The sequence below is a fragment of the Rhodococcus sp. 114MFTsu3.1 genome (genome assembly GCF_000383555.1).
GTDB classification, from domain to species: domain Bacteria; phylum Actinomycetota; class Actinomycetes; order Mycobacteriales; family Mycobacteriaceae; genus Rhodococcoides; species Rhodococcoides fascians_E.
This window is the reverse complement of sequence record NZ_KB911559.1, coordinates 95336-113330: the sequence shown is the minus strand read 5'-3', so window position 1 is coordinate 113330 and position 17995 is coordinate 95336. Positions and strand designations below refer to the sequence as shown.

Sequence of the window (17995 nt, the reverse complement as noted above, 5' to 3'; positions counted from 1 at the left end):
ACGGCGTCACGCCGTCGATTCTGCGCACGGCGGATCCGACTCTTCGCCCGCCTGCGCCCGGACAGGGAGAGGGTCGATAGATGCACGAGAAGTCCATCGGTCTGTACGATCCGTCGCTGGATTCCGACAGCTGCGGGGTCGGCTTCATCACGCGCAAGGACGGCGTTCAGTCCCACGACGTGCTGATCAAGGCCCGTGAGGCGCTGTGCTCGGTGCCGCACCGAGGTGGCATGTCCGCCGAGGGTGTCGGCGACGGTGGCGGTGTGTCCCTCGACTTGTCCGTCGACTTCTTTCGACGCGTCACCGACCGTCCGACTCTCGAACTCGGCCGATTCGCTGTGGGCAACTTCTTTCTCCCCGACGACGAGTCGCAGCATGCACGAGCGGTCGAACTGATCCACCGCGCCATGATCGATCGCGGATTCACCCCGCTCACTGTCCGCGATGTTCCGGTGAACAACGACGCCATTCGTCCCGCGGCCGTGAAATATCAACGCCCCGTTCGTCAGTGGATCTGGGAGGTACCTCGGCCCCGGCCCGAACCCGCAGCCATCGATCGGCTGATTCACGAGGCACTGCTGCACATCGAATCGATCGCGTACACCACCCCGACACTGGCCGGGCTGTATCCGCTGTCGCTCAGCGCCCGGACGCAGGTACTCAAAGGTCGGCTGAACTCCGACGAGGTCATTCCTTATTTCTGCGACCTCGTCGACCCGGAGCATTCGGTCCACACGATCTTCTTCCACACCCGGTTCTCCACCAACACCGATCCACATCCGACCATGGCGCAGCCGTTCCGGTTCATGGCGCACAACGGAGAGTTGAACACCGACAAGAAGAATCGCCTCGCGGAAGCAGCGGTGGCAAGCGCCAAGCGTCGCGCCATCGTGCGCCCGCCCGGCCAGTCCGACAGTTGCCGCCTGGACCAGACCGTGCAGGCCCGCGTCGTCGAGGACAACGTGGAACTGGTCACGGCCGTCGTGTCGATGATGCCTCCGGCGTGGGAGAACGACTACACGCTCTCGCCTCGGGTCCGAGCGATGTTCGAGTACTTCTCGCTGTACGAGGAGAAGAACGACGGACCGGCTGCGGTGGTGTTCGGCGACGGCACGGTGATCGGCGCACGTCTGGACCGCTTGGGACTTCGTCCCCTCCGGACGGTGGAAACGAACGACTACCTGTGCGCCTTCTCCGAAGCCGGCCAGGTTCGGTTCCCACCCGAGACCATCACGCATCGTGGTCGCGTCGAAGCCGGCGGAATGATCTACTTCGATCACCGCGACAAGCACACCTACTACACCCGCGAAGCCTTCGAAAAGCTCGCTGCCGATCGCGATTACACCGCCCTGCTCGCAGCCGCGCGCGTCGGCATCGACGATCTGGACGCCGCCGACTCCGTCGCCGACGCCTATGCGGGCGATCTGGAACGTCATCAGCGTTACGTCGCGTATTCGCTGGATCAGGAAAGCTTCAAGTTCCTGATGGATCCGATGCTGGCGAGCGGCGTCGAACGCGTCTCGGCGATGGGATACGGCAACGCGATCAACGCTCTCACCGACCGCGAAGGCGGGATGGCGAAGTACTTCTCGCAGCGATTCGCGCAGGTGACCAACCCTCCGCTCGACAGCATTCGCGAGGCCGACGGAATGACGCTTCGGGTGTCGCTGGGGCCGAAACCTAATGTCGGCGGCCCCGTTTCCCGCCAGGTCGTCGTGCCCAGTCCCCTGCTCTCGCACACGGATCTGCGCCGGATCACCGAACAGCCGCACACCCCGGTCGCACGGTTCGACCTGACGTACCGGTCGATCGACACCGACAGCGAGGCCAACGAACGCGCGCTCGTGGAGGCCGTGAACTCGCTGGCCGATTCGGTCGTTCGGTTCGCCCGTGACGGCGGTATCGCCGTGCTCAGCGACCGAGACATCACTCGGGACAACGCTGCACTCCCGGTGATTGCCGTCGTGGCGTTCGTCAACGAACGGTTGATCGCAGCGGGTGTCCGATTACGGGTGTCGCTGGTGGTGGAGAGCGGCCAGATCTCCTCGTCTCACCATGTCGCACTCGTGCTGGGGTTCGGCGCTGCCGCGGTTCATCCACTGACGGTGCGGTTGCGAGCCGAGGACAAGTTCGGTGCCGACCCGGACGTGGCGTTCGCCAAGTTCGTGAAGGCGGCCGAGAAGTCGTTGATGAAGACGATGGGACGCGTCGGACTGTGCACCGTGGAGAGCTACATCGGCGGTGAGTTCTTCGAACCGAACTTCCTCGACACATCGGATCCCGTTCTGTCGCAGTGGTTCCCGAACATGAAGTCCCCGGTGGGCGGCGTCGGGTTCCGCGCGATCGCCGCGGGTGTCGCGCACTGGCATGCCCACGCCCGTAGCGCGGCGAGCGAGAGCGACCTGCCGAACCTGGGGTTGTTCAAGGAACGCGCCGACGGCGCAGGCCATTCGTTCGGGGCCACGTCGGTTCGTGGGTTCGTCGACATGACCAAGGAGAAGATCGCCTTCGCCGGTACCGAAGCCGATGCGACGCAGACCGATGCACTGCGGCTGCTGACCATCACCAGGCTGGGTGACGCGTTCGGTCTCGGCGCCGAGGCGTACGCGTCGACGAGTTTCGACCGGTTGACCGACGAACAGATCGACGCGTTCGAGGTGACGGGCGACTACCGGTCGTTCGTACGGTCGATGCACGACGAGCGCTCGCGTCGACCGGCAGCACTGCGCGACGTGTTGGCCACGCCGGCCGACGTGTCGGACTGTTCGTCGGCGCAGGAGTTCGCGCTCGAGCTCGGCCGCTTCGACATCGAGGGCAACACGGGCATTGCCGTCCGCGGCCTGCAGGTCGACGCCGTGTCGGACACCGAGTTCGCACTGACGCTGCGGACCGACCCTGCGTGCACCGACCCTGCGCGTGCGCATCTGCTCGGTGATGGTCTCGGTCTTCTCTTCGGCGACGAGGCCACGAGTCGCATCGACGGGGACACGGTGATCGTGACCTCCCGCGGCCGAGCGTCGCTGTTCCTCGGAAAACTGGGTGCGGCGCCTGCGTCGATCCCCTTGTCCGAGGTGCAGAAGGCAAGTGCGATCACACCGTTGCTCGCGTCGGGCGCGATGAGTCACGGGGCTCTCAACGCCAATGCGCACGAAGCCGTCGCGCACGGAACCAACATGGTCGGCGCGATGTCCAACAGCGGCGAAGGCGGAGAGCATCTGTCGCGCTACGGGACCGTCCGCGCCTCTCGCATCAAACAATTCGCCTCGGGACGCTTCGGCATCTGGGCCGGCTATCTGGCCGATCCGATGCTCGAGGAAATCGAGATCAAGATCGGTCAGGGCGCCAAACCCGGCGAGGGCGGACAGCTGCCTGCCCCCAAGGTCACCGTCGACATCGCCGCGGCCCGCAGCGGCACACCCGGCGTCGAACTTGTGTCTCCCCCACCGCATCACGACACGTATTCGATCGAGGACCTCGCGCAGTTGATCCACGACTGCAAGGCCGCGCGCGTACGCGTGATCGTGAAGCTCGTCTCGTCCGAGGGGATCGGCACCATCGCCGTCGGCGTGGCGAAAGCAGGTGCGGACGTCATCAACATCGCCGGCAACACCGGCGGAACCGGGGCGGCATCCGTCACGAGCCTGAAGTACGCCGGACGCGCCGCGGAGATCGGCCTCGCGGAAGTGCACCAGGCTCTGTGCGCCAACGGACTTCGCCAGAAAGTGATCCTCCGATGTTCGGGAGCCCACCAGACCGGTCGTGACGTCGTCACCTCGGCGCTGCTCGGTGGCGACAGCTTCGAGTTCGGCACCACGGCGCTGATGATGATGGGCTGCGTCATGGCGAAGAATTGCAACGTCAAGTGCCCAGCAGGATTGACGACCAATCCCGAGGTGTTCGACGGTGACCCTCGATCGATGGCGCAGTACCTGCTCAACATCGCGCACGAAGTCCGAGAGTTGCTCGCCGAGCTGGGTATGCCGTCGTTGCGGCACGCCCGCGGCCGCACCGATCTTCTGCACCTCGTCGACCATGCGGCAACGGTGGGTGAGCTGGACCTGCACTCGATGCTGACCGTCGTTCCCGAATCCGTCGTCACCGACCCCGTCTACCTCGAACGCGAATACGGCATCGACGACATGCTGATGGCCGAAGTCCGCACCGCCCTGATCGACGACCGCGCACGCACGGTCGCGCCCGGCGGCCGAACGCACCTGGGCAACCTGAACAAGAGCGTCGGCGGGCAACTGTCCATCGACATCGAACGCCTTCTCAACCACGAACTCCCGACGTCGGTGACCGACGCCATGCCGTCGGTGCTCGTCGACGACCGCGGCCGGCGATACCTGGCGCCGGGCACGGCCCTGGTGTCCACGTACGGCGCGGCGGGCCTCTCCTTCGCCGCCTTCTGCAACGACGGAGTCGTCATGGATCACACCGGCACCTGCAACGACGGAGTCGGCAAGTCCATGAACGGCGGCACGGTGATCGTCCGCTCGCCCGGCGGCGGATCACCCGAAGCGGGCGGCAACGTTCTCATCGGAAACTTCGCGCTCTTCGGCGCGACCGGTGGACGCGCATTCGTGGAAGGTGAATCGGGCGACCGCTTCGGCGTGCGGAACTCCGGAGCCACCGCCGTCGTCGAAGGCGTGGGTGACTTCGCGGCCGAGTACATGACCGGCGGCGCCATTCTGAATCTCGGCGGGTTCGGCAAGGGTGTCTGCAACGGCATGAGCGGCGGATTCTTCTATCAGTACGACCCGAACCGTCTGTTGCCTCTCCGTGCGAGTGCCGACTCGGTGATCCTCGGATCCATCACGGCGGACGACGAGCAGGCAGCCATTCACACCGTCGCCGTTCGAATGCTGCTCGAGTGGCACGTCGAGGCCACCGGGTCGGCTTCCGCGACACGGTTGCTGCAGAACTGGGAGGTGGAGCAGCATCGCTTCGTCTACGCGATGCCGCGGGCGCTGTTGCTCTACCAGGACAGCGACGCGATCCTTGCCGCGAAAACCCGGAAGGAGCTGCTCGACGAGCTCGCGGGCTCGCTGGCAACCCAGCAGGTCCGGTCCTACAAGCTCAGCCTGCGAGAGGGCACTCCGGTGCTCGGCGGATCGGTGCCGGGATACGGCGAAACCGATACCGACACCGTGTACGCGCTGTTGAACCAGTACACGGTGATGCACTACGCGCACGAGGTCGCGCTCACCCGAGTGCCCGGTTCCAGCGCGATCGACGACCCGGCCGTGCACAAGGCAGCACGAAACCTCGTGCTGACCGAGGACTTCGCGCTCGTTCACCGGCTGACCGCCTACGCGAAGGACGTGCTGGGTGGGTACGAGGACGAGCAGTTGGCTGCCCTCGTCGGTCACAAGCGCGTCGACGACTACAAGCAGGCCCTGACCGCGAGAAACGTGCGCGGTTCCGACAGCCCGGCCACCTACGGCTGGATCATCTACCAGGACGCCAAGAACCGCGCCAAGCTCGGATCGCTACCGAACTTCGACGAATTGTTCGCCGTGCGATCCGTCCCCGACCTGGTGTCCTGACGAGAGAGACGGAAAGTTCAGTGCTCATTCCCTACATTCCCGAGGACGCGCCGTTCACCGGAGATCAGCGCGCCTGGTTGTCCGGTTTTCTGGCGGGACTCCACTCACGACTGGCGATGCCCACCGGTTCCGCCGTGCAGCCGGACACTGGCTCGGTAGCCGCTGCGGTCCCGCTGCAGATTCTGTACGGCAGCCAGACCGGAAACGCCGAAGCGCTCGCTCAGGACGCCGCCGACCTGGCCCGACAGCACGGGCTCGACCCTCATGTCGCGTCGCTGGACGCGGTGGACATGAACGCGTTGGCGGCCATGCGTCGCCTGATCGTTGTGACATCTACATACGGCGAAGGCGAGATGCCGGACAACGCCCAGCTATTCTGGGATGCTGTTGCCGCCGACAGTGCACCTAGACTGGAAGGGCTGTACTTCGCGGTCCTCGCACTGGGCGACACGAGCTACGACGGATACTGTAAGGCGGGACGAGACATCGACTCACGACTGGAAGCACTCGGGGCGACCCGGACGGCCGACCGTCTGGATTGCGACGTCGACTACGAGGACGCGGCCGCAGCATGGCTGGCCGGCGCAGTCCCCTCCATCGCATCGGTCGACGGCGGCGGAGCTCCTGCATCTGCACCGCCCGAAGCACCTGCAGCGAAGCCCGCGAAAAGTGCCTCCAAGCGGTCACCGTGGAACCGGAAGAACCCGTACCGCGCCACCGTCCTCGCCAATCGCGTTCTCTCCGGGCCGCAGTCGTCGAAGGAAGTCCGTCACTACGCGTTCTCGTTGGGTGACAGCGGCCTGACGTACGAGGCAGGCGACGGACTGGGCGTCAAGCCGGTCAACCACCCGGAACTCGTCGACGCACTGATCGGGCGGCTCAGCGTGGACCCGGACACGACGGTCACGGTCAAGGGCTCCGAGCAGCGTCTCGACGAACTCTTGACGCATTCCTACGAGATCGGCGTGCCGTCGATGGACCTCATCGAGGCCATCGCCGAACGATCGGGCGACGACGAACTCCAGCACGTCCTCCAGACGGGTGACCGCGAGTCTCTCGACGCCTGGACCTGGGGCAAAGATGTCCTCGACGTTCTCGCGCTCGATCCGGCGCTGACGATCGAGCCCGCCGAGCTGCTCGAACTGCTCCGCCCGTTGCAGCATCGTGTCTACTCGATCTCGTCGTCGCCGCTGGCGCACGAGGGCACCGTCCACCTGACGGTCGCCAGCGTTCGGTACCGCTCCGCAGAACGTGACCGCGGCGGTGTGTGCTCGACGTTCCTCGCGGACCGTGTCGGAGAGGGCGACGGCGCGGGGGTGTTTCTCTCTGCGAACAAATCGTTCCGGCTACCGTCGGACGACGACGCGCCGGTCATCATGGTCGGACCCGGTACCGGTATCGCGCCGTTCCGTGCGTTCCTTCACGAACGGCGCGCGCGCAACGCATCGGGCCGCAACTGGCTCTTCTTCGGTGATCAGCACCGCGCGTCGGATTTCATCTACGAGGACGAATTGAACGCGCTGTCTCGCGACGGCGTGTTGTCCCGTCTCGACCTGGCTTTCTCGCGCGATCAGACCGAGAAGGTCTACGTGCAGAACCGCATGCGAGAGAACGGCAAGGAGCTGTACGCGTGGCTGGAGGAGGGCGGTCACTTCTACGTGTGCGGTGACGCCACTCGTATGGCCAAGGACGTCGACGCCGCGCTGCACGACGTCATTGCCGAACACGGGGGACGCTCCGCGGATCAGGCCGAGGACTACGTGTCCGAGCTCAAGCGCGCCAAGCGCTACCTGCGCGACGTCTACTGACCCCTCGCGGGCCGAAAAAATCGTCACAGCAGTACTTCCTCAGGAGTATCACCATGTCCGCGCCATCCAGTTCGGATGGGGATCGGTCCGACGATCCCACATCCACCCCCGGCCCGCCGGCTCTGCCAAGCGGCTCACGCAGACCCTGCGGCCGCCACAGTGAATGCCGTTGCGCGGCTGCAGCACCCACCGACGCGGGTGACTCGGCCGCCATCAGTGACCTTGACGCACTGCTGACCAAGCCGGACTTCTCGGGCGAGCAGATCGGCGGCGGCGCCGCAGGAGTTGCCGAGTTCTTGCCCCTGCTCGACGAGACCGTGGCCATCACGGTCTCGGGACCGGCGGTGATGAACGACGTCGGTCATTACGACGTCCCCACCGAGATCGGCGGACCGATCCGAACTGCGAAAAATCGAATCTCGCTGCGTATGAACATGTCTCGCCTCCACGCCGCGGTTGCCACCGACCCCGATCAGTACCTCCCTCCGACCTTGAGGATGTTCGACACCACCGGGTTCGCGGCGCACGCAAGCTATCTGACGCCCCGATCGGACAGGTTGGCGTTCGAGGCACTGAGATCGGTGCGCACGCGGCCGTCGTACGCGGTGGTGCCACGACCCCGCACCCCTGTCTCCGACGCGGACGCTCTCGCCGAGTGGGAGGGCGCCGACCAGATTCAACAGTTCGACTCGATCCTCGCCGACGGCGGCGTGGCTCGGCAGGCTGCGCTTCCGGCGTTGGCCTCGCTCGGCACGCGGCAGATCGATCCGACGGCAATCGCGGGCGCGCTCGAGCACCTCGCCTACCTCGAACTTCCCATGACGATGGTCACCGCGGGCGCGGGATGCATGCAGATACATCACGATCATCTCATCGCCGCACGCATGACCGGCGGCAACCTGACACTCGCGTCCGGACTGTGCCGCATGATGGTGGACCTGACCCACGTCACCGAATGCTGGGCCACCGTCACCTCCGGCGTACGCGGCCCGACAGCGTCCATCGAACTCTACGACCGACGAGGCCACTGCCCCGTGCTGTTCACCCAGACCGGCGCGACGGACTCCGTGGTAGCAGGCGTGTGGCAGGAGATCGTTCACTCTCTCTGACTCGTGCCTCACCAACTTTGTCGGACCCAGCCGATATCTTTCGAGGGCGGCGGTTACAGCCGGGTGAAACTTCGAGAATCCGGTTCGACGAAGGAGCGCATGTGTCTACCGAGCAGGGTGGTATCGAGCACGGTCCGTTCGATGCCGGTGCTTTCGATGCCGGGGTGTTCGATGCCTGGGTGTTCGATGCCGATGTCGCGGGTGCGTGGCAGCGGTTCGAGAAGAACCTCACCGCTCATGTCGCGGCGATGCCCACGGGAAGCTACGTCACCATCACCTCGGCCCAGGCATCTCATGGACAACGAGGCCAGCGGCCGTATGTGGACCTCGTGGCGATCGACGGAGACGTCATCGTCGGCGTCGCGTCGTTGCCGTCCTACCTGTACCCCGACGACGTCGACATGACGGCCGCCGATCGGCGCCTGCACGGTCTCGGCTGGTCGGAGGCCGGGAAGCCGATGCTCGACGGCACGGTGATGGACTTCACCGTCGACGGACCGCGGGACGAGGCGGATCTGCTCGCCACGGTCGCGGTTGCCACGTTCCGCGAAGTGTGGGACGTGCCCCATCCGTCGTTCCTCAGTGCGTGGACGGTCGGTCTGGCCGACGGCGCCGGCGGACCGGTAGCGCTTGCTCACGAGCCACACCCCGTCGCGGCAGCATCCACCGAACGGCAGGCGTCCACCGAAGTGCCAGAGGGCCTCCGATCACTGCACACGTTCTGCGAGCTCGCCGGCGGTCCGTTGGACAGTGTGACGGTGGCGTCCCTCTGCGGCGCCGACCGGTTGGACGAACTGGCTGCCACTGCGGGCGTGCACGCCGACCGGGCAACCGCTCGGGCGTTCGAGCTCCGTCGCCGGGGTACGCCGGCTCGGGCGCGCGTCTGGGAACAACAGGCGCGGTCGTGGTCGGACACCGCAGTCAGTCTGCGTCGCCACCTCGGCTCCGCGTCGTCACTCGACGATCGTCCGGCGAAGTCCGCTGGCTCGTAGCACCTGACGTTCCACGCCGGCGCGCAATGCGTCCTCGGTACCGATGATCCGCACATGTTTCCGTGCTCGCGTGATGGCCGTGTACAGCAGTTCACGCGTCAGCAGTGACGAGGCTTCCGCGGGCAACAGCACGGACACGGTGTCGTACTGGCTGCCCTGGCTGCGGTGAATGGTCATCGCGTACACCGTTTGCACCGACGACAGCACATTCGGATGCACCAACAGAGGCGTGCGTCCCCGCTGGAACGCGGCCATCAACGCGCCCCCTCCGGTATCGATCACCACTCCCGTGTCGCCGTTGTAGATGCGTGCGTCGTGGTCGTTCGCGGTGACGAGCAACGGCTGGCCCGGGTACCAGCGCGAAGGATCGAGAAAGGTGCCGGACGACTCGCCCACCCAGTCCATTGCTCGGCGCGCCCACGTCTGCACCCCGTACGGGCCCTGACGGTGTGCGCACAGAAGCCGATGCGATTCCAGCTCCGCCAAGGCCGTGGATGCGTCACCGGCGCGGACTGCGTCCGTCACCGACGCGGCGGTGGACAGAACATCCGCCTGAAGTTCGGACAGCTCCGACGGTGAATGAAAGGAGAGCTCGTCCGGTCTGTCCTTCAGCAACGCGATTGCGTCGTCCGCTCGCCCGTCGCGAACAGCGACGGCAAGTTCCGCGATGGCACCGCCGAACCGTCGGCCTCGGCTCAACCGCACGACCCCGCCTGCCAGACGGGCCCGTTCCTTCGCCGACAACGCGGCCTCGTGCGGATCGCTGACGGCGTCGAGGTCGTCCTCGATCAACGCGGTCAGCGGCGAGGCGTGCCGTCCGTCCGAATGTCCGCCGTCGGCAGCAGCAATGCTTCGGATCGGACGCGCCACCAGGTCCGCGAGGACGGCACCGGCATCGACGGACGTCAGCTGATCCGGGTCACCGACGAGCACGAGCCGGGTCTCCGGACGAACGGCTTCGAGCAGCCTGCACATCATGGTCAGCGACACCATCGACGTCTCGTCGACGACGATGACGTCGTACGGCAGGCGATTGGTTGCGTTGTGACGAAACCTGCTCTTGCTCCCCCGCTGCCAACCCAGCAACCGGTGCACCGTCATGGCAGTGATTCCCGGCGGAAGCCCGAGGGCTGCAGACTGTTCGGTCACCGATTCCTGGAGCCGCGCCGCCGCTTTGCCGGTGGGAGCAGCGAGGCCGATCCGAATCCCCGGACCGAACTGTCGAGAGAACATCGCCAGCACCCGGGCCACCGTGTGCGTCTTGCCCGTGCCGGGGCCACCCGCGATGACTGTTGTCCACTGTGTGGCAGCCAGTGCCGCCGCGATCCTCTGCCGATCCGGGGCCATCGTCGGCTGCCCGTTCTCGTCGAGGAACAGCTCGTGCAGCAGCGACCTCACCTCGTCGACGTCCACATCGGGCCTCGACGATTCGCGTGTCTCCAGAACCGTCCGAATCGTGCGCTCCTGCAGGTGATACCGATCCAGGTACAGCAGTTCACCGTCGTCGGTGTCGACGAGACGCAGTGGGACCAACGGCCCGCGATCTCCTCCCGTCACCAACGGACTGGCCCGCAACGCAGCCAACACATCCCCGAGCTCCGGCCACGGCAACGAACCGAGGTCGACGTCGGACTCCTCGTCGACGGTCACGTCCCTCAACCTCCGCAGATCCAGACACACCGACCCCGACCGCACAGCCCGGACCGCAAGAGCAGCGGCGAACAGAACATTCGGATCGGATTCTCCGCCGAGCGCACCGAGCCGGAGGGCGACGTGAACATCGGCCGGAGCCAGAACGCCGACCTCGTTGAACGTCTTCAGCAGCCCGTCCGCTCGCTTCACCAACGACGCATCGGTCACGACGAACCTCCTGTTCGACCTGGTCGCTCCGCCGGCTCCGCTCCTGCCCCATCTGGTCGACCGGATCTCGAATCGTGTCCCGCGAGGAGATCGGACACGTCGGTGACCAGTGCCGGTGGCGGGTACCAGTCGAAGACTCCGCAGCCGGCCGGTGTGTGCGGGCCTGCCATGCCGCGCACGAAAAGATACTGCACACCGCCGAGGTGGGTGCGGGGGTCGTAGTTCGGTTGACGCCAGCGCAAATACCGGTGCAGCGCAACGGCATACAACAATGCCTGCAGCGGGTAGTGCGAGCGCATCATCTCCTGGGCCATGCGCTCGCGAGTGAAGTGTTCGACGGTGAGGTCACCACTGGTGATTCTGTTTGTCTTGTAGTCGACGACGACGTAGCGCGTCCGGCCTGCTTCGTGAACACGCAGGACCGAGTCGATGCTTCCGGTCAGATACCCCCGCAGCGGCGGTGATTCGAGGGCTTCGAGACGGTCGGCATACGAGGCCAGGACGTCGTCCGCGGGCAGATGGCTGCGAAGAAGCCGAGCGATGCCCCGGATGGTCACGACCTGCGCGGTCGGGTTGTCACCGCCCGCGAGAGGAAGTTCGAAGTTCAGCTCCGCCAAGTGATCCGACGGTGCGATGTCCTCCAGCGTTCCGAACCCCAGGGGCGTGCGCAGCACCGGTAGCAACGCGCCGGCCAGCGCCTGCGGCTCGATGTCCGCAACGTTCTCCTCGATCGCGTCGGTGCATCGGCTCAGCAGCTCGGCCTCCACGTCATCGGCGGACGTGTCCAGGTGCTCGAGAATCTCGTGCACCAGGGTTCCGAACGCCGCTCCGGCGGGCAAACCGTTCATCGGGGACGGGATGCTCTGCATGTCGTCGTCGGGTCCGACCACCGGACCCGACGCAGGCTCGTCGGGTTCGTCTTCGATCCCCGGTTGCTCGGGCTCGCTGCGCACTCCTGGCCCCTCGTGGGCCGCCGCGGTCATGGCGGAGTAGGACGTACGACGCCAGAGCATGTCGAGCGAGCGTCCGAAGACCGCCGCGCCGAGCGCCGGCTGCACACGGGGCGTCGAGTCGACCGGCGCACGCGCATCGCGGCGTTCGGCCGGTTCGACCGCGACTGTCCCGTTCGCGGCCCCTGCCCATGATTCCAGCCTGTTCACGGAGGCAGCGTCGTCGAGCACCTTCGGTCTCGGCTCCAGTTCCGCCGTACCCGGCATCCGGCCGAACAGCACTCGGTGCAGCGGTGACCCGGCCGTCGTGATCGCAGGCGCCCACCACAGGACGACTCGGCACTGGGCTCTCGTGAGCGCCACGTACAGCAGGCGTAGCTCCTCGCCTGCCTGTTCCTTGTCGGACAGTGCTTTTCTCGCACCCCACCCCTGACCGCGCCCACCACCGACGTCGAGGATTCGTCTGTGTTCGTCGTCGTGGTAGACCAGCGTCGCGGGCTTCTGCGGCGATGTCGCGTGCCACGCGAACGGCAGGTACACGACCGGAAACTCCAGTCCCTTGGTCGCGTGGATCGTTGCGATCTGCACTGCTGCAGCCTCGCTGTCCAGTCGGCGGCTGCGTTCTCCGGTGTTCACCGCATGCGGATGGCTGATGCGCTCGGTCAGCCACCGGACGAGTTCGGTTGCGCCGAGCAGGTCTTCGACGGCCGCCTTGTTCAACAGCTGTGCGACGTGGCGAATGTCGGTCAGCGCGCGCTCCCCCGAATCGAGTGCCAGGAGGCGCGCCTCCAATGCCGTGTCTCCGCTCAGCTTCTCGAACATGGCCGCGAATCCCGCTCGACCGAAGAGGTTTCCGTATTCTCGCAAGCTGCTGCTCAGCCCGGCGACGATGTCGTCGGCACCGGCGTCGAGCTGCTCTGCCGTACGACCCAGCAACGGTGTGAGCGCAGCCATCCGGACGCGATCGGCTCGGTGAGGTTGTTCCATCGCTTGAAGCAGCCACAGCCACTGCGTTGCCGCGGGCGTTTCGAACACCGAGGATCCCCCGGTCAGCACCGACGGAACGCCTACCCGATCGAGAGCGTCACGAACGAGCGGAACTTGCGCGTTGTATCGGACGAGGACCGCGATGTCTCCTGGTTCGACCTGCCGTTCCACGCCGTTCAGTCGAATGGTCGTGCCGCCGGCGATCAACTCGGCGATGTCCGCGGCGAGATCGGCGGCGACGATGCCTCGCACTCTGTCGACAGCAGGGAATCCGGACCGGTTCAACGGGCCCGCACCCGTGCGTGGGAGGTACCTCACCTGGAGCGGCTCGCCGTGGCTGAGCCTGGAGTACTCGTGCGTGGCGCCGACCCGGTGAGCGACGATGCCCTCGTGGCCCAGCGCAGCGCCGCCGTACACGTGTTCCAGTGCCGCGAGCAGGCCCGCGTCGCTTCGCCAGTTGGTGGTCAGCTTGAGCCGGTGATCGGCAACGGACACCGCGTCCAGGTAACTGAACACCTCGGCGCCGCGGAACGCATAGATCGCTTGTTTCGGGTCTCCGACGAGAAGCAGCGTCGAGTTTCCGTGGAAGGCGCGGGCCAGGATTCCCCACTGCCACGGGTCGGTGTCCTGGAATTCGTCCACGAGGACGACCTGAAACTGTTCACGGACACGTGCGCACGCGAATTCGCCGAGCTCAGGATCCGCCAAGACCCCGTGCAGTAGCTCCAGCAGATCGTCGAAGTCTCGGATTCCTGCGATCCGCTTGCGTCGGCCGACCTCGGTGCGTACCTCCTCGGCGAACGACACTCGATGTCCGACGGCAGGATCGACATCCGTCTCGGGTGCCAGGACAGACTGCCTGTCGGCGATGGCCTTTCGCGCAAGCTCGCGTGCCTCCGTGAGCGTCATCGGCGGATCACGGTCCGCGACCTTGGCGTAGCGACGAAGGAAGGTGTCGTCGACGACCTCCATCGTCAGGTCCTCGACGTTCTCCACCAGCACGGCGTCCGGCTCGTTCTCCCCCGCGATGCCCAGACTGTCGAGCATCCGCTGGCAGAAGCTGTGCGTCGTCGCAATGGTGCCGGAGTCGAACTCGGACAGTGCCTGCAGCAGACGCTGCCGTCTCGCCAGAACTTCCTCGTCGGTGGTGTCGGCCAGAAAGGCCACCAGGCCGTCGTCGTGCGGACCGGGCAACGCGAGTTGTGCTGCCACCGAGGCGAACCGCGCGCGGGTTCGATCACGCAGTTCCCGCGTGGCGGCTCGGGAGAACGTGACGAGTAGCAGTTGCGAGATGTCGCACAAGCCCTCGGCGACGTAGCGCGTGGCCAATCCGACTATCGCGTAGGTCTTTCCGGTGCCCGCACTGGCTTCCAGCACTGTGGTGCCGGTGGGGAGCGGACCGTAGAGGTCGAAGTCCGTCATGGTCGCCGTACCTCCTCGTTCGCCAGCAGTGGGCGCCAGACCACCCCGGCGAGCGATTCGAACACCGTCTTCTCGGCACCTGCTCCGGAGGGGAACTCGTTCCAGTGGCCTCGGGTCAGAGCCGCGAGGGGCGCGGAGGGGCCCAGTACGTACGCGATACTGCGGTCGGTGTGGTCACCGAACCTGTCGGACCATTTGTCGCTCGCGTCCTTCCACGCGTCCTCGGCAGGCAGTCCCGCCGTTCTCCTCTCCGCGTAGACCGACGACGCGATGGGCCCGATCGGCAGTGGTGCGTCGAGGCCCGTGTCGCGCAGCGCAACCAACTCCGCCAACACCGCGAGAGCGTCGGTCGGCGCGTTCATCGTCGATCGCATCGGGTGATATCCCATCCCGCGGCCTGTCGTCACGGCCAGCCAGGGACGCGAACCGTCCTGCGCAGCAACGGCCAGAAGTCTGATCCACGCAGCGATCCGGTGCTTGGGAGCGAGCTTGGAGTACGACGTGCGCGCGATGACGTCACCGTGAATTCCGGTGACCGTCCCGGTGAGCCTGCGTCCACCGCCGAGGTCCACCGAGATGTCCACCACGCGGGGAGGAACGAGGTGTATCTCTCGCGAGGCCTCGTAGAGAGTGTCGACGCCGGTGACGATGTCTCTCAGGGACCGGGCTCCGAATTCGAAGGGCGGCAACGTTCCACGACGCATTTCCGCCGCACGGAAGTCGTCCAGCTCGGTACCGGAGAGCATCTCGTTCAACATCCGGTCCCCGACTTCCCACCGCTGAAGGCCGTCGAGGGTGATGTCGAGCGAATCGGCGATGTCGTCGTCGGTCTCGGGAATCCGCACACCGAGGCGTTGCTTCAGGAAACCCGCAATCGGGTTCTCGAAGAACGACACCAGGTCGGCGAGCGCGACATCGGTCGGCGTGCGGGCCGGCAGGCGACTCGGCAGGAACTCGTCGGCGGGGACGCTGTCCTTCTGGGCGGCGAGCGCACCCTTCAACGACACGGCGTCGAAGCTGAACGGATTCTCGGCATCGAAGTTTCGCGCATCGAACGGCTGCAACGGATGTCGGCGGACCACGTCGGCGCCTGCGGTGGTGCGTACGACGTCGAGCAGCTCGCTCAGCGGTATCGCCGGAGGTTTGGTGGATCCGTTCACGGGGTCGGCGCCGGTGTAGAACAGCAACAATTTCTGCCCGGCGGACATCACCGCGTCGAGCAGCAACTGACGGTCCTCGCTGCGGACGTCCCGTTCACCAGGTGCTGGATCCCTGGCGAGCACGTCGTCCCCGTCCATGCCGCCCGTGCGGGGGAACACTTCGTCGTCGAGGCCGAGAAGTACTACCACCCGATGCGGAACCGAACGCATCGGAACCATGGTGCACACCGTCAGCTCGCCCGTCCTGAAATTCGTTCGAGACGGGCGGCCTGCGAGCGCTCGGGCGAGCATGGCCCGGACGTCGGCGAGCCGGAGCGGTGCCGCATCGCCGTGACGTGTGGCGGCCGCAATCTCACGCAGTGCCTGCGCTCGCTGCCACGCGTCGGCCGGTGCCACGTCGGCGAGGAGGTCGAGTGCTCGAACCAGGGCACGACGCCACTCGGACGTGGTGGAGGTTCCCTGCATGTCGCGTACGACGCTGGCAAGGCGGTCGATGAATTCCGCCAGACGCCCGGTCAGATCGATGTCGCTGCCGTCGACGTCGTCGACGGGCAGGGCACGTCCGAGCCAGTGGTGCGCGGTTTCGTCGGCCGATACTCCCAGAAGCAGTCGATCGACGGCGGCGAAGAACGTGTTCTCGGTGAAGTCGTCCAAGCCGACATCGCGTCGCTGCCGGGAGTTCAGGCCCCAACGTGCGCCAGCCACCTGCGTCCACTCGCGGAGTCGTTCCAGATCGTCGTCGGTGAGCGAGAACTGCCGTCGAACGGGTTCGGCGGCAAGCAAGTCGAGAACTTCGCTCGCGGTGATCCGCCCGACGGCGAGATCGAGCACTGTCGCCACGACGGACAGCATCGGGTTGGTCTGACGGAGACTGCGGTCGGCGAGGCGCACCCTGAGCGAGTGCCCGGGATGATCCAGCGAACCCAGTCCGAAAGTCGCTCTGATCAACGGTGCGTAGGTCTCGACGTCCGGACACATCACCACCACGTCACGCGGTTCGAGAGTCGGATCCTCCTCGAAGGTGTGGAGCAACACCTCGCGGAGGACCTCCACCTGCCGGGCCGCGCCATGGCACGCGTGCACGGCGATGGTTCCGTCGGGTGTCGCCGAATGCACCGGCGCGCGTGCAGCTTCGATATCGGCTTGGACACGTCCGAGCAGGGTGGGTACTTCGAAGGATTCTTCCTCGGCGCGATCGACGATCCTGGCGTCCAGAGCAAGGAGTCTCGACTGGAGCTCTCGGACGTCCCGGGACAGGCTGGCGAGCAGCGGGTGATCGATCGTCAGGATCGATCGGTCGTCCGCACGCTTGACGATGGAATTCGACCGCGCCCTCTCGTCCCACAGCGCACGGCTGGGATGCGGAAGCCAGAAGTGCACGTCTCGATGCTCGGAAATGGCTGCGACCACCTGCAGTTGATCGGTCGTCAGACGAGTAGCGCCGAAGATCGACAATCGGTCCGGAAGCCGGAGAAGATCGGGACGGCGCCGCACGACGTCACAGCTTTCCGAGAGCCGTTCCGCCGGACTCGGCGTGCCGATACGTTCACGGACCGCGCGCCACAGCTCGGCTTGCCAGCGCAGATCCTCCGGCAGGTCGCCACCGAGTCCGTCACTGTCGACGCCGCGCTGCCAGTCGACGAGCATGAGCGGCCGGTCCGCTCCGTAGGTGCGAAACAGACCCGCCAGATGGGCCGCCGTGGACCACCGACGTCCGGCGCGATGGTCCTCGGCACCGTGCCCGAGGTGGTGCGCCACCACCGCGCACCACGGCTGGTCCAGCGACTCGTCGAGGACCGCGAGGGTCGCCCAGAGAACTCGATCCGTCGACCACGCGTCGTCCACCGGGTCGAAGCCCGCAGCATCTGCCAGGGCTTCGTCGACGAGCTTTGCCGGAGAGGGGAACTCGATGTTGGCGGCAACGCCGTCGCCCCCGTCACCGCCGAGGGAAACCGACAGCCGCTGCGTCAACCACCGCTCGACACCACGTGCGGGGACGGAAACGACCTCGGCCGCGAACGGATCCGACAACGGCGTGGCCAGAACATCGGCCAGAGCGGACGCGAGAACACTCGTGCGTGTCGCACGATGGATCAGCAGCGTCAACGTCACTCCCCTTGCTCGTCGCCGGCGGCGGAAATCTGACTTGACCCTACTC

At 66.2% G+C, this 17995-nt stretch carries 7 protein-coding genes; 4 read left to right on the top strand and 3 right to left on the bottom strand.

Translation table 11 applies throughout. From position 1 onward, the window contains the following. Positions 1–80 precede the first annotated feature (80 nt). The 4 genes from H292_RS0123500 (at position 81) to H292_RS0123485 (ending at position 9458) form a co-directional block, all read left to right on the top strand. Positions 81–5549, top strand: a complete 5469-nt coding sequence (locus tag H292_RS0123500) for a glutamate synthase-related protein (RefSeq protein ID WP_020113032.1) — start codon at positions 81–83, stop codon at positions 5547–5549. Between the two features lie 20 nt (positions 5550–5569). Continuing rightward, on the top strand, positions 5570–7357 hold the full coding sequence (locus tag H292_RS0123495) for a sulfite reductase subunit alpha (RefSeq protein WP_020113031.1): 1788 nt from the start codon (positions 5570–5572) through the stop codon (positions 7355–7357). A gap of 53 nt (positions 7358–7410) precedes the next feature. Beyond that, positions 7411–8466, top strand: a complete 1056-nt coding sequence (locus tag H292_RS0123490; protein WP_020113030.1) for a hypothetical protein — start codon at positions 7411–7413, stop codon at positions 8464–8466. A gap of 101 nt (positions 8467–8567) precedes the next feature. Next, the gene (locus H292_RS0123485; RefSeq protein ID WP_020113029.1) at positions 8568–9458 is read left to right on the top strand and encodes a TY-Chap domain-containing protein; all 891 of its coding nucleotides are present in this window, start codon (positions 8568–8570) and stop codon (positions 9456–9458) included. On the opposite strand, the gene recD is transcribed toward H292_RS0123485, so the two are convergent. From recD to recC, 3 genes are read right to left on the bottom strand one after another with little or no spacing between them, the layout of a single operon-like run. Beyond that, complete coding sequence (gene recD / locus H292_RS0123480) at positions 9420–11318, bottom strand: exodeoxyribonuclease V subunit alpha (protein WP_020113028.1); 1899 nt, start codon at positions 11316–11318, stop codon at positions 9420–9422. The genes H292_RS0123485 and recD overlap by 39 nt on opposite strands. Beyond that, the gene (locus H292_RS27470; protein WP_020113027.1) at positions 11315–14677 is read right to left on the bottom strand and encodes a UvrD-helicase domain-containing protein; all 3363 of its coding nucleotides are present in this window, start codon (positions 14675–14677) and stop codon (positions 11315–11317) included. Before H292_RS27470 ends, recD begins: the two co-directional genes overlap by 4 nt. Continuing rightward, on the bottom strand, positions 14674–17949 hold the full coding sequence (gene recC, locus H292_RS0123470) for an exodeoxyribonuclease V subunit gamma (protein WP_020113026.1): 3276 nt from the start codon (positions 17947–17949) through the stop codon (positions 14674–14676). The genes H292_RS27470 and recC overlap by 4 nt, the downstream gene beginning before the upstream one ends. Between the last annotated feature and the right edge of the window lie 46 nt (positions 17950–17995).

Bases quoted from the DNA above. Each gene is read 5' to 3' on its own strand.
- H292_RS0123500 (WP_020113032.1), top strand. From the start codon at position 81: ATGCACGAGAAGTCCATCGGTCTGTACGATCCGTCGCTGGATTCCGAC.
- H292_RS0123490 (WP_020113030.1), top strand. From the start codon at position 7,411: ATGTCCGCGCCATCCAGTTCGGATGGGGATCGGTCCGACGATCCCACA.
- H292_RS27470 (WP_020113027.1), bottom strand. From the start codon at position 14,677: ATGACGGACTTCGACCTCTACGGTCCGCTCCCCACCGGCACCACAGTG.